The sequence below is a fragment of the Kitasatospora sp. NPDC005751 genome, from assembly GCF_040630835.1.
In the GTDB taxonomy this organism is placed as follows: Bacteria; Actinomycetota; Actinomycetes; order Streptomycetales; family Streptomycetaceae; genus Kitasatospora.
The window spans coordinates 91,173-110,740 of the sequence record NZ_JBEXYC010000008.1 but is presented as its reverse complement, the minus strand read 5'-3'; the positions used below and the strand labels follow the sequence as shown (position 1 = coordinate 110,740).

General features: G+C 73.6%; 17 protein-coding genes. 13 read left to right on the top strand and 4 right to left on the bottom strand.

Annotation, left to right across the window (positions count from 1 at the left end; genetic code table 11):
• Positions 1-10: 10 nt before the first annotated feature.
• The 5 genes from ABZ497_RS11310 (at position 11) to ABZ497_RS11290 (ending at position 5,891) form a co-directional block, all read left to right on the top strand.
• Positions 11-1,102: an amidohydrolase family protein gene (locus tag ABZ497_RS11310; protein ID WP_329490062.1), complete on the top strand. Its 1,092-nt coding sequence runs from the start codon at positions 11-13 to the stop codon at positions 1,100-1,102.
• A 91-nt stretch (positions 1,103-1,193) separates the two neighbouring features.
• Complete coding sequence (locus tag ABZ497_RS11305; RefSeq protein WP_329490063.1) at positions 1,194-1,871, top strand: uracil-DNA glycosylase; 678 nt, start codon at positions 1,194-1,196, stop codon at positions 1,869-1,871.
• Between the two features lie 230 nt (positions 1,872-2,101).
• A complete protein-coding gene (locus tag ABZ497_RS11300) occupies positions 2,102-3,133 on the top strand; it encodes an SCO1860 family LAETG-anchored protein (protein WP_359804398.1) in 1,032 nt (343 codons plus the stop codon).
• A gap of 266 nt (positions 3,134-3,399) precedes the next feature.
• Positions 3,400-4,422: a glutamine synthetase gene (glnII, locus tag ABZ497_RS11295; protein WP_359804397.1), complete on the top strand. Its 1,023-nt coding sequence runs from the start codon at positions 3,400-3,402 to the stop codon at positions 4,420-4,422.
• A gap of 371 nt (positions 4,423-4,793) precedes the next feature.
• Entirely contained in the window at positions 4,794-5,891 is a 1,098-nt protein-coding gene (locus ABZ497_RS11290) for an LLM class flavin-dependent oxidoreductase (RefSeq protein ID WP_352288230.1), read from the top strand.
• Positions 5,892-5,958: 67 nt separating this feature from the next.
• On the opposite strand, the gene ABZ497_RS11285 is transcribed toward ABZ497_RS11290, so the two are convergent.
• On the bottom strand, positions 5,959-7,803 hold the full coding sequence (locus ABZ497_RS11285; RefSeq protein ID WP_359804396.1) for a serine/threonine-protein kinase: 1,845 nt from the start codon (positions 7,801-7,803) through the stop codon (positions 5,959-5,961).
• A gap of 294 nt (positions 7,804-8,097) precedes the next feature.
• On the opposite strand from ABZ497_RS11285, the gene nadE reads away from it, so the two are divergent.
• The 3 genes from nadE (at position 8,098) to ABZ497_RS11270 (ending at position 10,439) form a co-directional block, all read left to right on the top strand.
• Positions 8,098-8,928 carry an ammonia-dependent NAD(+) synthetase gene (nadE, locus tag ABZ497_RS11280; RefSeq protein WP_329490068.1) on the top strand — a complete coding sequence of 277 codons (831 nt, stop codon included), beginning with the start codon at positions 8,098-8,100 and terminating at the stop codon, positions 8,926-8,928.
• Positions 8,929-9,117: 189 nt separating this feature from the next.
• Entirely contained in the window at positions 9,118-9,651 is a 534-nt protein-coding gene (locus tag ABZ497_RS11275; protein ID WP_359804395.1) for a hypothetical protein, read from the top strand.
• Positions 9,648-10,439: an MOSC domain-containing protein gene (locus ABZ497_RS11270; protein ID WP_359804394.1), complete on the top strand. Its 792-nt coding sequence runs from the start codon at positions 9,648-9,650 to the stop codon at positions 10,437-10,439. The genes ABZ497_RS11275 and ABZ497_RS11270 overlap by 4 nt, the downstream gene beginning before the upstream one ends.
• A gap of 110 nt (positions 10,440-10,549) precedes the next feature.
• On the opposite strand, the gene ABZ497_RS11265 is transcribed toward ABZ497_RS11270, so the two are convergent.
• The 3 genes from ABZ497_RS11265 to ABZ497_RS11255 all read right to left on the bottom strand — a co-directional run bounded on the left by ABZ497_RS11265 (position 10,550) and on the right by ABZ497_RS11255 (position 13,105).
• Positions 10,550-11,230 carry a hypothetical protein gene (locus ABZ497_RS11265; RefSeq protein WP_359804393.1) on the bottom strand — a complete coding sequence of 227 codons (681 nt, stop codon included), beginning with the start codon at positions 11,228-11,230 and terminating at the stop codon, positions 10,550-10,552.
• Positions 11,231-11,330: 100 nt separating this feature from the next.
• Positions 11,331-12,392: an Rv2231c family pyridoxal phosphate-dependent protein CobC gene (cobC, locus tag ABZ497_RS11260; RefSeq protein ID WP_359804392.1), complete on the bottom strand. Its 1,062-nt coding sequence runs from the start codon at positions 12,390-12,392 to the stop codon at positions 11,331-11,333.
• On the bottom strand, positions 12,389-13,105 hold the full coding sequence (locus tag ABZ497_RS11255; RefSeq protein WP_359804391.1) for a cobalamin biosynthesis protein: 717 nt from the start codon (positions 13,103-13,105) through the stop codon (positions 12,389-12,391). The genes cobC and ABZ497_RS11255 overlap by 4 nt, the downstream gene beginning before the upstream one ends.
• Positions 13,106-13,452: 347 nt before the next feature.
• On the opposite strand from ABZ497_RS11255, the gene ABZ497_RS11250 reads away from it, so the two are divergent.
• From ABZ497_RS11250 to ABZ497_RS11230, 5 genes are all read left to right on the top strand, one after another.
• Positions 13,453-14,343, top strand: a complete 891-nt coding sequence (locus ABZ497_RS11250; protein ID WP_359804390.1) for an alkaline phosphatase family protein — start codon at positions 13,453-13,455, stop codon at positions 14,341-14,343.
• 6 nt (positions 14,344-14,349) lie between these two features.
• Positions 14,350-15,729: an MFS transporter gene (locus ABZ497_RS11245; protein WP_359804389.1), complete on the top strand. Its 1,380-nt coding sequence runs from the start codon at positions 14,350-14,352 to the stop codon at positions 15,727-15,729.
• Complete coding sequence (locus ABZ497_RS11240; RefSeq protein WP_359804388.1) at positions 15,726-16,763, top strand: TolB-like translocation protein; 1,038 nt, start codon at positions 15,726-15,728, stop codon at positions 16,761-16,763. Before ABZ497_RS11245 ends, ABZ497_RS11240 begins: the two co-directional genes overlap by 4 nt.
• Before the next feature lie 87 nt (positions 16,764-16,850).
• Entirely contained in the window at positions 16,851-17,744 is an 894-nt protein-coding gene (locus ABZ497_RS11235; RefSeq protein WP_359804387.1) for a hypothetical protein, read from the top strand.
• Between the two features lie 739 nt (positions 17,745-18,483).
• Positions 18,484-19,356, top strand: a complete 873-nt coding sequence (locus ABZ497_RS11230) for a hypothetical protein (protein WP_359804386.1) — start codon at positions 18,484-18,486, stop codon at positions 19,354-19,356.
• Positions 19,357-19,568: the final 212 nt, after the last annotated feature.

Here is a 19,568-nt window from a genome sequence, read left to right as displayed (position 1 = left end):
AGTGCGGGGCATGAGCGATGGTGCGGTGCTGCACGTCAGGGGCCGGGTGCTGGTCGGGCCGGAGGACGTCCGGGACGAACTCTGGGTGGTGGACGGCCGGGTGGCGTTCGACCGCCCGGCGGCCGCCGCGGACGTGCGCACGGTGACCGGCTGGGTGCTGCCCGGGCTGGTGGACGCGCACTGCCACGTCGGGCTGGACGCGCACGGCGCCGTCGACGCCGCGACCAGTGAGAAGCAGGCGGTGACCGACCGGGACGCCGGCACCCTGCTGATCCGCGACGCCGGTTCGGCCGCCGACACCCGGTGGATCGACGACCGGGACGACCTGCCCCGGATCATCCGGGCCGGCCGGCACATCGCCCGTACCCGGCGCTACATCCGCAACTACGCGCACGAGATCGAGCCCGGTGACCTCGCCGCCTACGTCCGGGCCGAGGCCCGGCGCGGGGACGGCTGGGTCAAGCTGGTCGGTGACTGGATCGACCGCGGCACCGGCGACCTCGCCGCCTGCTGGCCCGGCGACGCGCTGGCCGAGGCGATCGCGGCGGCGCACGAGGAGGGCGCGCGGGTCACCGCGCACTGCTTCGCCGCCGATTCGCTGCCCGACCTGCTGGCGGCCGGGATCGACTGCGTCGAGCACGCCACCGGGCTGACCGAGGAGCTGATCCCGGCCTTCGCCGAGCGCGGCGTCGCGATCGTCCCGACCCTCGTCAACATCGCCACCTTCCCGACCCTCGCGGCCGGCGGCGAGGCCAAGTTCCCGGCCTGGTCCGCGCACATGCGCCGGCTGCACGAGCGCCGCTACGACACCGTCGGGGCCGCGCACGACGCGGGCATCCCGGTCTTCGTCGGGACGGACGCGGGTGGTTCGCTCGCCCACGGGCTGGTCGCCGAGGAGGTGGCCGAGCTGGTCAAGGCCGGGCTCGCTCCCGCCGAGGCGCTGTCGGCGGCCACCTGGGGGGCGCGCCGGTGGCTCGGCCGACCGGGCCTGGAGGAGGGGGCGTCGGCGGACTTCGTGGTGTACGACGAGGACCCGCGGGCGGACGTCCGGGTGCTCGCCGATCCGCGGCTGGTGGTGCTGCGCGGGCGGCCGGTGGGCTGAGCGGTCCACCCCGGGGGCCGTGCGGCCGATGGTCGCTTTGATGATCATCCGGGTGAACGGCCTGTCCGAGTAGGCCGATAGGGTGGCGACCATGGCACCGCGTCCACTGAACGAGATCGTCGAGCCCGGCTGGGCCACCGCGCTGGAGCCGGTCGCCGGCCGGGTCGCCGCCATGGGCGACTTCCTCCGCGCCGAGCTGGCCGCCGGCCGCACGTACCTGCCCTCGGGGCCGAACGTCCTGCGCGCCTTCCAACAGCCCCTCGCCGACGTGCGGGTGCTGATCGTCGGGCAGGACCCGTACCCGACACCCGGCCACGCCGTCGGGCTCAGCTTCTCGGTGGGGGCCGAGGTGCGGCCGATCCCGGCGAGTCTGATCAACATCTTCCAGGAGTACGGGACCGACCTCGGCCTGCCGCAGCCCTCCAACGGCGACCTCACACCGTGGACGCGGCAGGGCGTGCTGCTGCTGAACCGGGCCCTGACCACCGCCCCGCGCAAGCCCGCCGCGCACCGCGGCAAGGGCTGGGAAGAGGTCACCGAGCAGGCGATCAAGGCCCTGGCGGCGCGCGGCGGCCCGCTGGTGGCGATCCTCTGGGGGCGCGACGCCCGCAACCTGCGCCCGCTGCTGGGCGAGGTGCCGGCGATCGAGTCCGCCCACCCGAGCCCGTACTCCGCGAACGGCGGCTTCTTCGGCTCGCGGCCGTTCAGCCGGGCCAACGAGCTGCTGGTGCGGCAGGGGGCGCAGCCGGTGGACTGGCGACTGCCGTAGGGCTCCTGCGGTAGGTGTCCTGCCGGAGGTGTCCTGCCGCAGTGCTTCGCCGGGCAGCTTTGGGCGTCAACCTCACCCGAATGAGTGAAATGACGTTCCGTGTGGCTCATGTGACGCACTGTTCGATGAAGACTGGCGACTCGTCGTACGGAGCACCGGCCCCTTGCCCCGCCTCGCGGGTGATGTCGGAGGCGCGCTCTACCGAGATCACCACCTGTGGGGGTACCGCCATGTCTTCTTCCCGTTCCACGTCCTTCGCCGGCTCCGCCGTCGCCGCCGCGGTGGCGTCGGCGCTGGTCGTGGCACCGGTGCTGGTCGTGACGCCGGTGGCGCACGCGACCGGCCCCACTCCCGCGCCCGCGGGTTCGACCGCCGCGTCCGCCGCGCCGACCGCCACGGCGGGCAGGGCGCGCGCCGTCACCGCCGAACTCGCGCTGGACGTGCAGCTGTTGAGCAAGGTCGACGTGCCGGTGAACCTCGCGCTCAACAAGGTCGAGAGCCCGGCCCAGCGCGAAGGGTCGCTGCTGACGGCCAAGGTCGACGGCGTCGACCAGCAGGGCCCGGTCACCCTGGTGAAGGCCGACGTCGGCACCTCGGTGGTGAAGTCGGACGCCAAGGGCACCGCCGCCTCGGTCAAGCTGGTCAACGCCGACGTGCACGCGCCCGGTCTCCCGGCCACCACCCTGCTCGGCCTGGAGGCGCTCAGCTCCTCGGTGACCTGCCCGGTCGACGGGCCGCCCACCGCCGACGTCACGGCCCCCGCCAAGCTCACCGTGCTCGGCAAGCCGGTCACCCTCAGCCTGTACGGGCCGACCGACGTGGACGTGCCGCTGGTCGGCAGGGTCTCGGTGGAGTTCTCCAAGCGGGCCACCACCTCGACCACGGCCGCCGCCTCGGCCCTGGAGGTGCGGATCGAGGTGAACCCGCTCAACCTCAACGTCGCCAAGGTGACCGGGAAGATCACCGTCGCCTCGGTGAGCTGCGAGAAGCCGACCGCACCGGTCACGCCGACCCCCTCGGTCACGCCGACGGCGCCCGGCACCGTCCCGGCCGTCCAGCCCGCGGTCGACGCGACCAGCACGCCGCCCGGCCGAACCGCCCGGCCGCAGGCCACCGCCACCGCCGCCGGCGGCAACCTCGCCGCGACCGGCGGCAGTGACGCGACCGGTCCGCTCGCCGCCGGAGCCGCCGCCCTGGTCGCGGTCGGCGGCGGCGCGCTCTGGGTCACCCGCCGCCGGGCGGCGCACGCCCGTAAGCACTGACACCCGTCGCTGTGAAGCTCTGCGGGTCGCCGCGGTGAAGGGCCCGCGCCCGCCGCGGTGAAGCTCTGCGGGTCGTCGCGGTGGAGGACGGACACCCGTCGCGGTGCGCCGATCGGTGCGGGGTGCCATCCACGGCACTCCCGCACCGTGACCGTGCCAACGCGGACGGTTGGTTCACCTGGGTGTTACATAGGAGGAACAACCGGGAAACGGCGGCTTGCAACGCTACGCGGGCACCCACCACCCAGTTTGCGAGGTTCACCCCCGTGGCAATCAAGGCCGAGTACATCTGGATCGACGGCACGAAGCCGACCGCCAAGCTCCGCTCCAAGACTCGGATCCTGGCCAACGCGGACAAGATCCCCACCTGGGGCTTCGACGGCTCCTCCACCAACCAGGCCGAGGGTCACGCCTCGGACCGCGTCCTTGAGCCGGTTGCCACCTTCCCGGACCCGATCCGCGGCGGCGACAACATCCTCGTCCTGTGCGAGGTCAACGAGATCGACGGCACCCCGCACGAGAGCAACACCCGTGCGCTGCTGCGCCCGATCGCCGAGCAGTTCGCCGCTCAGGAGTCGATCTTCGGCATCGAGCAGGAGTACACCTTCTTCAAGGGCTCCCGCCCGCTCGGCTTCCCCGAGGGCGGCTTCCCGGCCCCGCAGGGCGGCTACTACTGCGGTGTCGGTGCCGAGGAGGTCTTCGGCCGCGAGATCGTCGAGCTGCACATGGACCGCTGCCTCGCCGCCGGCCTCTCGCTCTGCGGCATCAACGCCGAGGTCATGCCCGGCCAGTGGGAGTTCCAGATCGGCCCGGTCGACGCGCTGACCGCCTCCGACCACATGTGGGTCGCCCGCTACCTGCTCTACCGCACCGCCGAGGAGTTCGGCATCGACGCCACCCTCGACGCCAAGCCCGCGCGCGGCGACTGGAACGGCGCCGGCGCGCACACCAACTTCTCCACCAAGGCGATGCGCGAGAACTACGACGCGATCATCACCGCCTGCGAGTCGCTCGGCGCCTCGCAGGAGATCGTCCTGGAGCACGTCACCCAGTACGGCGCCGACATCGAGTCGCGCCTGACCGGCAAGCACGAGACCGCTCCGTGGAACGTCTACAGCTACGGCGTCTCCGACCGCGGCGCCTCGGTCCGCATCCCGTGGCAGGTCGAGGTCGACCAGAAGGGCTACATCGAGGACCGTCGCCCGAACGCCAACGTGGACCCGTACGTGGTGACCCGCCTCCTGGTCAACACCTGCTGCGCCGCCCTGGAGAAGGCCGGCCTCGTCTGAGCCGCCTCCCCCCTGCCGCACCAACCGCCGGGCCTCCCCTCCGCTGCCGAGGGGAGGCCCGGCGGCCGTTCGCCGTCCGGCGGGGGCCCTTCCCGGCGCGGTCGCGGGGGAGTACTGGCGTGGGTGTTCCGGCCCCGGTGTTCTGGCCCCGGTGGGCTGATGTGGGTGTTCTGGCGCGGGTGTTCTGACGCGGATGTCTTGTCCAGCGGGGTGGGAGTCCCGGAGAATCGGGCCATGACCGCTCCGGCCCCCTTCCTCCCTGTACGGCGACTGCACGTCGACCTGGGACGGGTGTGCACGGCCGGCTGTCGCCGCTGACGCGAACCAGGTCCACCAGCAGCCGGCAACCACCGCCAGGAGCGTGTCCGTCCATGTCCCTCACCTTTCACTGGTTCCTCCCCACCAACGGCGACAGCCGGCAGATCGTCGGCGGCGGGCACGGCTCGACGCCCGGCGCGGCCGGCTCCGACCGGCCGCCGAGCATCGCCTACCTCGGCCAGATCGCCCGCACCGCGGAGCAGTTGGGCTTCGAGGGGGCGCTGACCCCGACCGGCGCGTGGTGCGAGGACGCCTGGCTGACCACGGCGATGCTGACCCAGGTGACCGAGCGGCTGAAGTACCTGGTGGCGTTCCGGCCCGGGCAGATCAGTCCGACCCTGGCCGCGCAGATGGCGGCGAGCTACCAGCGGCAGTCCGGCGGACGGCTGTTGCTCAACGTGGTGACCGGCGGGGAGTCGGCCGAGCAGCGCGCGTACGGGGACTTCCTGGACAAGGACGCCCGTTACGCCAGGACGGGCGAGTTCCTGTCCATCACCCGCCGGCTCTGGGCCGGGGAGACCGTCGACCACGACGGCGTCCATCTGCGGGTCGAGCGGGCCACCTTGAACCGGCTCCCGGACCAGGTGCCGCCGGTGTACTTCGGCGGGTCCTCCCCGGCGGCGGGCGACGTCGCCGCCCGGTACGCCGACGTCTACCTGACCTGGGGCGAACCGCCCGCGCAGGTCCGCGAGAAGATCGCCTGGATCCGCGAACTGGCCGCCGCCCAGGGCCGGGTGGTCCGCTTCGGCATCCGGCTGCACGTGATCACCCGGGACACCTCCGCCCAGGCCTGGGCGGAGACCGAGCGGCTACTGGCGTCGATGGACCCGGCGCGCGTCCGGGAGACCCAGCGCGCCCTCGCCGAGAGCGAGTCGGAGGGCCAGCGCCGGATGCTCGCGCTGCACGGCGGCTCGGCCGAGCGGCTGGAGATCCACCCCGGGCTCTGGGCCGGCATCGGCCTGCTGCGGGGCGGCGCGGGCACGGCCCTGGTCGGCAGCCACCGGGAGGTCGCGGACCTCATCACCGAGTACCACGAGCTGGGCATCGACGAGTTCGTGCTCTCCGGGATCCCGCACCTGGAGGAGGCGTACTGGTTCGGCGAGGGCGTGCTGCCGCTGCTCGCCGCCCGCAACCTCTGGACCCGACCGTGACCGGGGCGGCGGGCCCGTAGGTCCACCGGTCCACCGGTCCACCGGCCCGCCGCCCCTTCGGCTCCGATCAGGGGATCCTGAACTCCTGGGACTTGTTCCCGGCGGTGCAGGTGACCATGGTGACCTGGTTGCCCGCGCCGTTGTCGGTCATGCACGCGGAGCCCATGTAGTCCGCGAGACGGAAGGCGCCCGGCGTGCTCCCGGCACTCACCTTCCAGTTGCTCAGGACGCTGAAGCCGCCCGAGAGCGTCACCCGCCCGTCGGTCTCCTGGACGAGCGGCGCGCCGCTCAGGTTGCACGGGTAGAGGTGGTACCAGCCGCCCGGGTCCGGGTCCGAACGCACCCAGCCGTAGGCAGTGTTGCCGCCCATGATCACGGACTGGCCGGCCGCCGGGGTGTCCTTGGACAGGCCGAGCTTGAGGCCGGAGGCCACGCTGACGATCGGCCCCCACTTGGTGCCGCCGCAGCCCGGCGGCGTGACGGGCGTCTGCGGCGGGGCGCTGGTGGCCGCCGGCTGGGGATTGGGCTGGGTGCCGGGCTGCGTTCCGGGAGCGGGCTGGGTCCCGGCCCCGGCCGTGCCGGCCGCCGGGGCCGGGACGCCGGCCGGCGGCTGGGTCGCGCGCGGGGTGCCGCCCGCTCCGGTCGCGCCGCCGCCGCTCGCGGCACCGGTGCCGCCCGGCGCAGGCGTGGACTGCTGGGCGCCGGGGGTCGCGGTGGCGCCGGGCGCGGTCGGGGTGCCGGTCGGCGCAGGGGTGGTCGGCGGCGGGGTCGTCGCGTTCTCGGCCGACGTTGCCGGGCCGCCGGGGTTCGCCGGGCCGGAGACCGTGACCGACGGCTGCGCCCCGGGCGTCTTCGCCTCGGAGGTGAAGGGCGTGCGGTCGATCAGCAGGACGGTCGCGGTGCCCGCCGTGATGATCACCGGTATGACGATGGGGACCAGGAAGCCTCGCCGCCGCCGACGGGTGCCGGGTTCGGTGGCGTCCCGGGACTCCACCTTGCCGACGTCGGCCGCGGCTCCGGCGGGCGTCGCGGGTATCACCGGAACGACCGGCGGTGCCGGCAGCGCGGGGGCGCCGGGAGCGGCGGCGATCGCGGCCCGCGCCGCCGCGGCCATCGCGCCGGCATCGGCGAAGCGGTCCTCCGGCTTCTTGGCCAGCGCGGTGGCGATCAGCCCGCGCACCGCCTCCGGAACGGCCGCCGGCAGCTCCGGAGCGGGCTCCCGGATGTGCTTGAGGGCGACCTCCAGCACGCTCTCGCCGACGAACGGCGGCTGTCCGGTGAGCAGTTCGTAGCCGACCACGCCGATCGAGTAGAGGTCCGAGGCCGGGGTGACGGCCTGCCCCTCGGCCTGTTCGGGGGCCATGTAGAGCGCCGTCCCGATCACCGCGTGGGAGGCGGTGATCCGGGTGCTGGCGACCGCCCGCGCGATGCCGAAGTCGGTCACCGTCACCCGGCCCTCGGACCGGACCATCAGATTGGACGGTTTGACGTCGCGGTGCACGATCTCCTGCCGGTGGGCGGCGTGCAGGGCGTCCAGCGCGGTGGCGAGCAGCCCCAGGGCCCGCTCGGGCGGCATCGGCCCGCTCTCGGTGAGCACCTTGTCCAGCGGCTGCCCGTCGATCAGCTCCATCACGATGTAGGCGACCCGGTCGTCCCCGGCGTCCTCGCCGCTCTCGCCGTAGTCGTGGACGTCCACGATGCCGGGGTGCTTCAGCGCCGCGAGCAGCTGGGCCTCGCGCCGGAACCGCTTGACGAAGGCGCCGTCCTCGACCAGTCCCGGATGCAGGATCTTCACGGCGACCTGCCGTGCGAGCACCTCGTCGTCGGCGCGCCAGACGGAGCCCATGCCCCCGCCGCCGATCCGCTCGGTCAGCGTGTAACGCCCCCCGAGCACCGTCCCCCGGCTGCTCATGCTCTCTGCCCCCACCTGTCATGCCCCGGCCCAACAGCCCCACTGGTCGCACAGTCTGCCAGAGGGCACCGGGCCCCCGTCCGCGCGCGTGCCCATGCTACGGACCGCCCCCGACGGACCGTCAGCGGGCCTGCGGGCAGTGGGCGAGCCGGGAATCGGCGGCTCCCACGGCCGCCGGCTCCGGGAGCGGCCTCCCGGCCGTCCGCCGGTACCGGCCGAGCGGGCCGTCCCACCGGGCATCGGGCCTGAGTAGGGTGGGTGCGACAGCACATCGAACCCGACCAAGGAGCAGACGTGAGCGTGCCGGCGTCCATCGCCCTGCAGCAGGAGATCGCCCGGGAGCTGGAGGTCGCCGAGACCTTCCACGCCGAGAAGGAGATCGAGCGCCGGGTGGCCTTCCTCGCCGAGCGGCTGACCTCCACCGGTCTGCGCGCCCTCGTGCTCGGCATCAGCGGCGGCGTCGACTCCACCACCGCCGGCCGGCTCTGCCAGCTCGCCGTCGAGCGCGCCCGGGCGGCCGGGCACGAGGCGCGGTTCTACGCCATGCGGCTGCCCTACGGGGTCCAGGCCGACGAGCACGACGCCCAGCTCGCGCTCTCCTTCATCCGGCCGGACCACCTGCTGACCGTCGACATCAAGCCCGCCAGCGACGCCGCGCTCGACGCCGCCGTGGCCGCCGACGTGGCCTTCCGCGACGCCGGCCACCAGGACTTCGTGCTCGGCAACATCAAGGCCCGCCAGCGCATGATCGCCCAGTACGCGGTGGCCGGCGCGCACGACGGCCTGGTCGTCGGCACGGACCACGCCGCCGAGGCGGTCTCCGGTTTCTTCACCAAGTTCGGCGACGGCGCGGCCGACCTCGTCCCGCTCACCGGCCTGACCAAGCGCCGCGTGCGCGCCGTCGCGGACGCCCTGGGCGCCCCGGCCGAGCTGGTCCGGAAGGTCCCGACCGCCGACCTGGAGACCCTCGCCCCGGGCAAGGCCGACGAGGACGCCCTCGGTGTCACCTACGACGACATCGACGACTTCCTGGAGGGCAAGCCGGTCGCCGAGGAGACCTTCGAGACGATCGTCCGCCGCTACCGCCTCACCGACCACAAGCGCCGCCTCCCGATCGCCCCGTAGCACGAGCGCGAGGGCGGGGACCTCGGCCGATCTGCCCGACGGTCCCCGCCCGTCGCTCTGCGGCCTGGGTGAGCTTCACTCGCTGCGGCAGGGGGCCCTCCGAGGTTCGGCTCCTCCAGAACGCCCGGACATCCGATCGGGCCCGATAATCCCTGGTCCCGGTGCGGGGTTCCGGCGAGGATGCCCGGTATGACGTTGCCGCTGCTCCTGCTCGATGTCGACGGGCCGTTGAATCCCTATGCCGCGAAGCGGCACCGGCGGCCGCACGGTTACGGGACGCACCGGGTGAAGCCCGACTGCTGGGTCGCCCGCTTCCCGCAGCGGCCCGCCGAGCGTGTGCGGCCGCTGCGGATCCGGATCAACCCGGACCACGGGCCCGAACTGCTGGCGCTGCGGTACGAACTGGTGTGGGCCACCACGTGGATGGACGAGGCGAACACCTTCATCGGGCCGCTGCTGGGGCTGCCCGTGCTGCCGTACATCCACTGGCCGGAACTGCACCAGCAGGACCCGGACGGGCTGCACTGGAAGACCAGGAACCTGGTCGCCTGGGCCGCCGGGCGCCCGTTCGTCTGGGTGGACGACGAGCTGGGGCCGCAGGACGCGGAGTGGATAGCAGCGCACCATCCCGGGCCCGCGCTGACCCTGCCCGTCGATCCCGAACTCGGCTTGGGAGACGGCGACTTCACGGCGCTACGGGAGTGGGCGGAGGCGGTGGCATGAGGAGCGGGACGGTGGAGCGGATCCGGCGGTACCCGGTGAAGTCGCTGCTGGGGGAGGAGCTGGGCGAGGCCGGCGTCTCCGAGCGCGGGCTGGACGGGGACCGGGCGCTGGGGCTGCTCGACGCCGCGAGTGGCCGGGTGGCGAGCGCCAAGAACCCGAGGCTCTGGGCGGAGATGCTCCGGTTCACCGCCGTGCTGCACCCCGGCGGTGTCGTGATCACCGGGCCGGACGGCCGGGAGGTGGGCGAGGGCGAACTGTCCGCGCTGCTGGGCCGCGAGGTCTCCCTGGTGAGCGAGCGCCCGCCCGGTGCGACCGTCGAACGGGCCGTGCCGGAGGAGGTGCTGGCACGCGGGATCGACAGGGAGGTCGCCGTCACCGAGAACGAGATCGGCCGCGCCGCTCCCGCCGGGGGCTTCTTCGACTTCGCCCCGCTGCACCTGCTCACGACCTCGACCCTGGACGCCGTGGCGACCGAGGCCGCCCGCTACCGCCCCAACCTGGTGATCCGCACCGAGGGCGACGGCTACGTCGAGAACGCCTGGGTCGGCCGCGAGCTGCGGATCGGCCCGGACCTCCGGTTGCGGGTGCTGGCCCCGACCCCGCGCTGCGCCGTCCCGACCCTCGTGCATGGCGAGCTGCCGCGCAGCACGGCGGCCCTGAAGGTGCTCGCCGCGCAGAACCGGGTCGTGCCCCTGGAGGGGATGCCGGCGCTGCCCTGCGCGGGCGTCTATGCGCAGGTAGTGGAGCCGGGGAGGGTGCGGGTGGGGGACGCGGTGAGTCTCGGCTGATCACGGGGGTGGCGGTCGCCGCCGGTCGAGGGCGGCGCCTGCCTCCGGTTCGCCGTGAATTCGCCGTGAAGGTGCGGCGCGGGTTGATCGACAGCGTCAATCACGGCTGATCAGACACCCGGGACGGCGTCCTTGGCGTTGGTGTGCCAGTTGGTGACGACCGGCTTGTCGACCTTGACGGAGCCGACGGGGATGCTCGCCGGGTCCGGGTCACCGGCGCTGATGCCGATGATGACGTCCTTGAACTCGATGTTCTGGTCGGTGTTGGTGCTCTTCGGGTTGATCCCCACGTAGGCGACCGCGCTGCCGGTGAGGGTGATCGGCGCACCGGCGGCCTGTTCGGCGTTGCGGGCCTCGATGCCGCCCGATCCGAAGGCGATGACCGGGTGCGTCGCGGGCAGGACGCAGGTGATCCCGGCCTTGGCCTTGGCGGTGACCAGGATGTAGCCGCCCGCCTGGGTCTCCATCTTCGCCCCGAAGGTGAGGTCGTTGGTGCCGCAGGCCTGGCCGTAGCCGGTCTTGTCGCCCGGGTTGCCCGGGGCGGGCGCGGCCGGCGTGGTGGCCGTGGGCTTGGTGGACGCGGCGGGCGCGGCGGACTTGCCGGGCGCGGCGGGTGTGCCGGGGGCCGACGCCGACGCCGACGGCGCGGCGGCGGGGGCGGAGGCGGCCGGGGGAGCGGTCGTCGGGGCGGCGCCGGCGGCGGGTGCGTCACTGTTCTCCGGGCCGCAGGCCGTCGCGGCGGCCGCGAGGGCGGTGACGGCGAGAGCGGTGAGGGCGATTCGCGAGCGCATGTGTGGTCCCAACTTCCGTCCGGCAGTGCGGTTTGTCGTCTGCCTCCACGGTAGGCCGGGCATGATCACCGGGTGGTTCGTGAAATGTCCCGGTCGTGTTTCAGCGGCCGGTGCCGGTCCGGACCGTCAGCACCGAGCCGAGCGCGTCCAGGAAACGGTCCGTCGTCCCAGGGTCCCGGACGGCGATCCGCAGCCAGTCCGGGCCCAGCCCGGGGAAGGTGTCGCCCCGTCGGACGGCGAAGCCGTGCTCGCGCAGCCGGGCGCGGACGGCGGCCGCGTCCGGCAGTTCGACGAGGACGAAGGAGGCGGCCGGCTCCCCGTGCACCCGGACGGCGGGGAAGGCGGCGAGGCCCTTGAGCAGGTGGTCGCGGTGGAGGGCGAGGTCCTGGGCGGCCTGCTCGGCCTCGGCGAGCGCCGCGGGTGCGCTGCACACCTCGGCGGCGGCCAGCGCCGGGGTGGAGACCGGCCAGAGCGGCTGGGCGGCGCCGAGCGCGGTGATCAGGTCGGCCGGGCCGAGCGCATAGCCGATGCGCAGGCCCGCCAGGCCCCAGGTCTTGGTGAGGCTGCGCAGCACGACCACCCGGCCGGGCAGGTCCCGGACGGCGGCGAGGGATTCGCACTCGCCGGGCACGGTGTCCATGAACGCCTCGTCGATCACCAGGGTCCGACCGGGGCGCGCCAGGGCGGCGACGGCGGCTGCCGGGTGCAGTACGGAGGTCGGGTTGGTGGGGTTGCCGAGGACGACGAGGTCGGCCTCCTCCGGTACCGCGCCCAGTCGGAAGCCGTCCGAGGGTACGAGCAGTACCCGCTCCACAGCGTGCCCGGCGTCCCGCAGCGCCGCCTCCGGTTCGGTGAACTGCGGGTGTACGACGATGACGTGACGGGGCGTCAGGACGCGCGCGAGCAGCACGAAAGCCTCCGCCGCGCCCGAGGTGAGCAGCGTCTCCGTGACCGGTCGGCCGTGCCGGGCGGCGACGGCGGCGCGGGCGGCCGTGCCGTCGGGGTACGCCGCGAGCTCGCCGAGCGTCGCCGAGAGGTGCTCACGCAGCCACTGCGGGGGTGTGCCGGTGCGGACGTTGACGGCGAGGTCGACCAGACCGGCCCCGTCGGCGCGCACCTCCGCGTCACCGTGGTGGCGGAGGTCATGGTCGGGGGTGGTCACGAGGGGTCTCCAACAACGGCATCGACGGGAAGGGACGGCCCGGGGACGCGGGCGAGCGGGTCGCGAGGCCCGGGGCGACCGCGAGCGGCCCGGGCGACCGCCACCGTCGCCGTCGCGGACTTCTGCTTGGGGACGACGAGTTCGCCGCCCGGCGCGCTCGCCAGGGCGGCGGCCTCCGCCACGCTCAGGGTGCCGACCGCCGATCCGACGGCGGCGGACGGGTTCGGGACGGCGACGGCCGCGAGGGCCTCCGCCGGGTGCTCGTCCACCGGGAGGCCCAGCGCGGCGGCGGCGTGGCGGACGGCGGGGTGGTCGCCCTTGCCGGTGAGGGTCGCGAGCCGGGCGACGGAGCCGCTGGGCAATCCGGCCTCGCGCAGGGCCCGGTGGATCAGTCGCGTCACGTCGGACGGACCCGCCGCCGCGCGCAGGCCGACACCGACGACGAGGGCACCGGGAGCGAGGGCGGTGGGGGCGAGGCGGTCGGGGGCGAGGGCGCCGATGACGAGGGCACCGGAGGCGAGGCCGTCGGGGTCAGCCGGGCCGTCCGAGCACCGCGCGGCGACCGGTGAGCCGTCCGGCGCGCGGTCCAGGAGTACGCCCGGGCCCCCGCCGCCGTGCTCGGCCCGGAAGGCCGGGCAACTGTCCGGCCGCGCCGCGTGCGGCTGCTCGGCGGGTGCGTGACCCGCCGCGTCCAGGGCCGGCAGCCCGATCACGTCGCGTTCCCTTCACCCGGAGGCCGTTCGGAGGCCGTCAGGAGGCCGCCCGGCGGTCGTCCGGCGGTCGTCCGGCGCTCCCCGGCGGCACTGCGGCAGCCGCTCGTCGGCCGACGAAATCCCACCACGGCGGCGACGGAGGGGTCAATCGGGGCCCGTGTGACCTCCGTCGCCGGGCGCCGGAGGGTGTTCGCCTGTTCTTCACCTTCCCTGAGCGGTCCACGCCACCGCCGCGCTCCTACTGTTTGCGGCGCTCCGACGCAGTCACGCACTGCGACCCGCACAGCACGACCCCCCCCCGGGTGTTCCTGCCGAACCCCGGTTCTCCCCGACGCACGGAGGACACCATGCCCTTCGCACGACTCCACCCTCGCAACCCCCGCCGCACCCTGACCGCCCTCGGCGCCGGCCTCGGCCTGGTCGCCGGCTCGCTCGGCCTCTGGGCGGCCACCGGCACCGCACAGGCCGCGACCCTGCCGACGCCCGACCACGTGGTCGTCGTCGTCCTGGAGAACCACGCGTACTCGCAGGTCGTCGGCAGCTCCAGCGCCCCGTACATCAACAACACCCTGAAGGCGGGCGGCGCCACGCTGACCCAGTCGTTCGGGCTCACCCACCCGAGCGAGCCCAACTACTACCAGCTGTTCTCCGGCAGCGCGCAGGGGCGCACCGACGACAGCTGCGTGCCGGTCGGCTCGCTCACCGCCGCCAACCTGGGCTCCGAGCTGATCGCCGCCGGCAAGACCTGGGGCAGCTACAACGAAGGCCTGCCGAGCCAGGGTTCGACGGTCTGCAGCAGCGGCAAGTACGCCCAGAAGCACAACCCGTGGTTCGGCTTCAAGAACGTGCCGACCAACACCGCGTACACCTTCGCGCAGTTCCCGACCGACTACACGGCCCTGCCCAAGGTGTCCTTCGTCGTGCCGGACCTCTGCAACGACATGCACGACTGCTCGGTCTCCACCGGCGACACCTGGCTGAAGAACAAGCTCGGCGCGTACGCGACCTGGGCCAAGACCCACAACAGCATCCTCGTCGTCACCTTCGACGAGGACAACCGCCTCTCCGGCAACCGCATCCCCACGGTCTTCTACGGCGAGCACGTCACGCCCGGCTCCACCACCGCCACCACCTACAACCACTACAACGTACTGCGCACGCTGGAGGACCTCGCCGGGCTGACCACCCACGCGGGCAACGCCGCGTCCGCCGCGACCATCACCGGCATCTGGAACTGACCTCCCATGTACGTCGCGGAATCCCGCAGCTCCAAGGCCCCCGTCGACCCGGCCCTCCGGCCGGGCCGGCGGGCGGCCGCCGTCCCCGGCACCGTCCTGGCCCTGGGCACCGTCAGCCTGGTGACCGACATCTCCTCCGAGATGGTCAGCGCGGTGCTGCCGCTGTACCTGCTCACCGGGCTCGGCCTCTCGCCGCTCGGCTTCGGGCTGCTGGACGGCATCCAGAACGGGTTCAGCGCGCTGGTCCGGCTGGCCGGCGGTCACCTCGCCGACCGGCGGGGCGCGGACGGCGCGTCCCGGCACAAGGCCGTCGCGGTGGCCGGGTACGGCCTCTCGGCGCTCTGCAAGCCGCTGCTGCTGCTCGTCCACACCGTGCCGCTGATCGGCGCGGTGATCGCGGTCGACCGCACGGGCAAGGGACTGCGCACCGCGCCGAGGGACGCGATGATCTCGCTCGCCACCGAACCCGCGCACCGGGGGCGGGCGTTCGGGGTCCACCGGGCGATGGACACGGCCGGTGCGCTGATCGGGCCGCTCGCCGCCTTCCTCGTGCTCCGCCTGGCCGGCGGCCCGCTGCTCGCCGACGGCGGCCAACGGCACGGCTACGACGCGGTGTTCACGGTCAGCGCCTGTGTCGCGGTGCTCGGCGTGCTGGTGCTGCTGCTCTTCGTGCCGAACCGGCAGCCGGGCGAGACCGCGACGGCCACCGCCCCCCGGCTGCGCGACGGCCTCGCCCTGCTGCGCCTGCCCGGGCTGCGCCGGCTGACGTTCTGCGCCGTGCTGCTCGGCCTGACCACCGTGAGCGACTCCTTCCTCTACCTGCTGGTGCAGCGCCGGCTCGGCCTCGCCACCGACCTCTTCCCGCTGCTGCCGCTCGGCACGGCCGCGGGCTTCCTGCTGCTCGCCGTCCCGCTGGGCGCGCTCGCCGACCGGCTCGGCCGCCGCCGGCTCTTCCTCGCCGGTCACGGTGCCCTGCTGCTGGCGTACGGGCTGCTGCTCTCGCCGCTGGGCGGACTGCCGGCGGTGGTCTGCGTCCTGGTGCTGCACGGCGCGTTCTACGCCTCGACGGACGGCGTGCTGGCGGCCGCGGCGGCCGACGCGGTACCGGCGGAGCAGCGCGGCGCCGGGCTGGCCCTGGTCGGCACCGGGCAGGCGCTCGCCCGGTTCGGCTGCTCGCTCGCCTTCGGCGCGCTGTGGAGCGCGGTGGGCGGCACCGCCGCGCTCGGCTGGTCCGCGGCGGCGCTGGCCGGCTGCGTGCTGGCGGCCGCCTTCGTCCTGCGGGACGCCCCCAGGGACACCGCCGCCGGGACGCCCACCGCCGGGACGCCCACCGCCCCGGGCGCGTCCGGAACCGCTCCCCCCTCCGATTCCGAGGTACCGTCGTGACCCCACCGCTCCAAGGCCGGACCAGGGTGCTGATCCTGCTGGTCGCCGTCGTCCTGCTCGGCGCCGTCGGCACCGGCGCCGTCCTGCACGCGGCCGACAACTCGACCCGCACCAAGCAGGCACAGCCCGGCGCTCCGGTGGTCACCCCCGGCCCGGTGTCGCTCCGCCCGCCGGCCGGCGGCCGCCAACTGGTGTTCCGCAACATGGCCTGGGGCCCGCACCTCGACGAGCTCGTCTCCGTACCGGCCGACCAGCCGGACGGCCCGCGGACCTCCTCGGGCGTGCAGTGCCTGCGCTTCTACGCGGCGGCCGGCACCGGCATCTGCCTCCGGGCCGAGCGCGGTGCGCTGCAGGACACCTACCGTGCCGTCGTGCTCGACGACCACCTGCGCGAGCTGAAGTCCTTCCCCGCCGCCGGTATCCCGACCCGCTCCCGGGTCTCGCCCTCGGGCCACCTCGCGGCCTGGACGGTCTTCGTCAGCGGCGACTCCTACGCCGGCACCGACTTCTCCACCCGCTCGTCGATCGTCGACGTCCGCGACTGGAACCTCCGGGAGAACCTGGAGACCTTCGCGGTGATCAAGGACGGCAAGCCGTACCAGGCGTCCGACGTCAACGTCTGGGGCGTCACCTTCGCCGACGACAACACCTTCTACGCCACCGTGGCCACCGGCGGCCGGACCCACCTCGTCCGCGGCGACCTCGCCGCCCGCACCCTCACCACGCTCCACGAGAACGTCGAATGCCCCTCGCTCTCCCCGGACGGCACCCGCATCGCCTACAAGAAGCGCGTCCCCGGCCTGTCCGAGGACTCGCCCTGGCGGCTCTACGTGCTCGACCTCGCCACCATGACCGAGACGGCCACCGCCGAGCAGCGCAACGTCGACGACCAGGCGGTCTGGGTCGACGACGCGACGCTGCTCTACGCCCTCCCCGGCGACTTCGGGGCCGATCTGTGGACCGTCCCGGCGGACGGCGACGGTCTGGCCGAGCGGGTGCTCGAAGCCGCGGTGGCACCGGCCTATCCGGGCTGATCGGGCTGGGTGGTCCCACTCGGAACTTCGGGCGTAGGGTTCCACGTCGAGCAGTGAGAGCGGTGCGAGGCGGGGGAGCGGGGAGCGTTGAAGGAACAGGGGCGGGCTGCGCCCGAGCGGGTGGCCGGCGACTCCTGGCCCGCCCTGTCCGGCCGGCCGGTGCTGCGCCGCACGATCGCGGTGGGCCTGGTGCTCACCATCGCGCTGCTGGCGGCCCTCGCCGTCCGGGGCGTCAACGCGCTCACCCTGGGCCGGGGCGCGATCGAGACCGACCGGGACCGCGCCGAACTCCTGGCCGGCCTCCACCCCTCCCAGCACCCGGGCGCGGGCCGCTACTACGTCCCCGTGGGCGCGGTGTACACCCGCCTCGCCGACGGCGCGCCGGTCGCCTACCTGCACTACCGGCTGGCCGGCGGCCCGGACGTCGGCGTCGACGACTTCCTGCGGACCTACGACCTCCCGGCCCCCGGCCCGGTCGCCCCGCTGCCGTCCGACCTGACGGCGGCCCTGGGCGGCGACGAGCCGATCGAGGCCCAGGAACTGGCCCCGATGCCGGCGCCCTCGGCGAGCCCGACGCCCCTACCGGTCGCGACCCCGCCGGCCGCCGAACCCCCGACCGTCTCCGAACCGCCGTCGGAACCGGCCCCGGCCCCGGCTGAGCCGGTCGCCACCCCGTCGCCCTGCGCCTCGGACGACCCGCCGCCCTCCGCCGACCCCGACCCCGAGGCCCGCCCCGACCCCGACCCCGAGGCCACCCCGGCTCCCGACCCCGCCCCCGAGGCGGCCGAGCCCGTCGCGCCCCGGCCCGCGACGGGCCTCCGCTCCGCCGACGACCCGCCCACCCCGACCGAGACCCCCACCCCCAGCCTCACCCCCACCCCGTCTCCCACCCACCCCGTCGCCGGCCGTCGGATCTACATCGTGACGGTCTCCAACGGCCTCTCGGGCGCCGCCGACATCTACGTCCGCGCCACCGGCTGACCGGCGGAGCGCTGCGGCGTTGGTAGACCGCCTGCAGCGTTCAGCGGAGGTGCCTGAGGGCGGCTCCGCGGTCGTTCGCCGGACCGTCACGGGCGGTCGGCAGTAGATCACCGGCCGGGGCCCGACCACTTGACCTTCTGCCCTCCCACGACCGCCCTCGGACCTGCCGCCGCCCCTAGGCAGCGGCCGCGGCACGAGGTCGCAGGGCGAGGTAGGGCCTGAACGACCGGAAGCCGTCGATCGGGAGCAGGAAGTCGGCCGGTCCGACTTCCTACTCCGCGGGCCCGGTGAGTCCCACCGGGACCGCCCCCGCCCCCGCCTCGTCTACCAGCGACTGAGAGATGACCCCGGCGGGGTGACAGGAGCCCCAGGATGGGGCCGTGCCGAAGGGCCCGTCGCCATCGATACAGGCTCTCGCGGCGTCCTGAGTGAACCGTTGTTCTCAGAAGGCTCGTCTCCAGTACACCGGCGTCGTGGACGCTTCTCGGATACTCGTGCTCGCCCAGTCCGTCAGCCGGCCGAGCAGCCGGTCGTCACAAGAGGCGGACGATCCGAGCTGTCATCCTGCGGTACATGGCGGGGAGTCGCCCAGGAAAACAGTCCGTCCGGCGTTCGGTAGGGATCGACGCCATCGCATGGCCGGTCAGATACCAGGCGTGATTACTTCTCTGTCGATCAGAATTCATCAATAATGATCATCGGCGCGTATTCCTGGTGACGGGGATCCTAGGATCAGAGGATGACTGTCACGATTGCCCTGCCGGAGGAGCCGGAGGCGGATAAGGTTCCGCGGAAGGTCAAGATCACCCCGGAGATCGCCGCTGAATTTCTGTCCCGGAATTCCGTCAACCGGCGCCTGGACAACGGGCAGGTGGAGGCTCTGAGGGAGGCCATCCTCCGTAACGAGTGGCAGGTGACGCACCAGGGCATCGCGTTCGACAGGAGCGGTCGCCTGCTCGACGGCCAGCATCGCCTCCGCGCGATCATCGATGCCGGTGTTCCCGTGGAGATGTTCGTCTTCGACGGGCTGTCGGAGGACGCGTTCCCGGTTCTCGACACCGGCAAGCGGCGGAGCGCGGCGGACACGCTGTCGTCGACCGGCGAGAAGTATCTGACCCTGCTGTCCTCCACCATTCGCCACGTGCTGCTCTTCAGGACGATGCCGAACGAGCCCTGGACCGGGGTCCGGTCCAGGGTGTCGAACGACCGTATCCTGGCTGAGTACAAGGCGAACGTGGACAGTTACCGGGTGGCGGTGACCGTCGGCCGCGAGCTGGCCAAGCACATGTTCGCAAGCCAGACGGCCCTGGCCGTGGGCTACTTCCTGACCACAGAAGCCGCGCCGGCGGCGGACATCGACGACTGGATCTCGGGTCTCAAGTCGGGGGCGAACCTGGACCCGGGCGACGCGCGGCTCGTTCTCAGGGAAGTGCCGAAGGACACCGTGAAGCGGGGTTCCAGGCGCAGGCTGGATATGCGGGACCAGGTGTCGATGTACATCAAGGCGTGGAACGCCTGGGTCCGTCCGGAGGCGGCCGGGGAACTGGTCCTGCGGAGCCTGCGGAAGAAGGAGAAGATGCCGATGCCGGTCGAGGAGCGGTTCACGCGTTAGCGTTCCGTGCCGGAGAGTCGCCGTTCCAGCTCAAGTCACCCTGGCGGAAACCTTCGAGCTCTCCGGTGAACGGTTCTTCGTCGCTCTCGAACGCGACATCCGTGACCGGGTCGAGGGACGGGACGAAGACCCCACACGCTCCACCTGGACCGAGGCCGCCGATGAGATCCTCGACTCCCTCGCCGATCCTGTCGATGGATCTCCGGCGCAGG

Bases quoted from the DNA above. Each gene is read 5' to 3' on its own strand.
- ABZ497_RS11285 (WP_359804396.1), bottom strand. From the start codon at position 7,803: ATGAGCAGCCGGGGGACGGTGCTCGGGGGGCGTTACACGCTGACCGAG.
- ABZ497_RS11270 (WP_359804394.1), top strand. From the start codon at position 9,648: ATGAGGAGCGGGACGGTGGAGCGGATCCGGCGGTACCCGGTGAAGTCG.
- ABZ497_RS11265 (WP_359804393.1), bottom strand. From the start codon at position 11,230: ATGCGCTCGCGAATCGCCCTCACCGCTCTCGCCGTCACCGCCCTCGCG.
- ABZ497_RS11310 (WP_329490062.1), top strand. From the start codon at position 11: ATGAGCGATGGTGCGGTGCTGCACGTCAGGGGCCGGGTGCTGGTCGGG.
- ABZ497_RS11300 (WP_359804398.1), top strand. From the start codon at position 2,102: ATGTCTTCTTCCCGTTCCACGTCCTTCGCCGGCTCCGCCGTCGCCGCC.
- ABZ497_RS11290 (WP_352288230.1), top strand. From the start codon at position 4,794: ATGTCCCTCACCTTTCACTGGTTCCTCCCCACCAACGGCGACAGCCGG.
- ABZ497_RS11230 (WP_359804386.1), top strand. From the start codon at position 18,484: ATGACTGTCACGATTGCCCTGCCGGAGGAGCCGGAGGCGGATAAGGTT.
- ABZ497_RS11275 (WP_359804395.1), top strand. From the start codon at position 9,118: ATGACGTTGCCGCTGCTCCTGCTCGATGTCGACGGGCCGTTGAATCCC.
- ABZ497_RS11250 (WP_359804390.1), top strand. From the start codon at position 13,453: ATGCCCTTCGCACGACTCCACCCTCGCAACCCCCGCCGCACCCTGACC.
- ABZ497_RS11305 (WP_329490063.1), top strand. From the start codon at position 1,194: ATGGCACCGCGTCCACTGAACGAGATCGTCGAGCCCGGCTGGGCCACC.
- ABZ497_RS11245 (WP_359804389.1), top strand. From the start codon at position 14,350: ATGTACGTCGCGGAATCCCGCAGCTCCAAGGCCCCCGTCGACCCGGCC.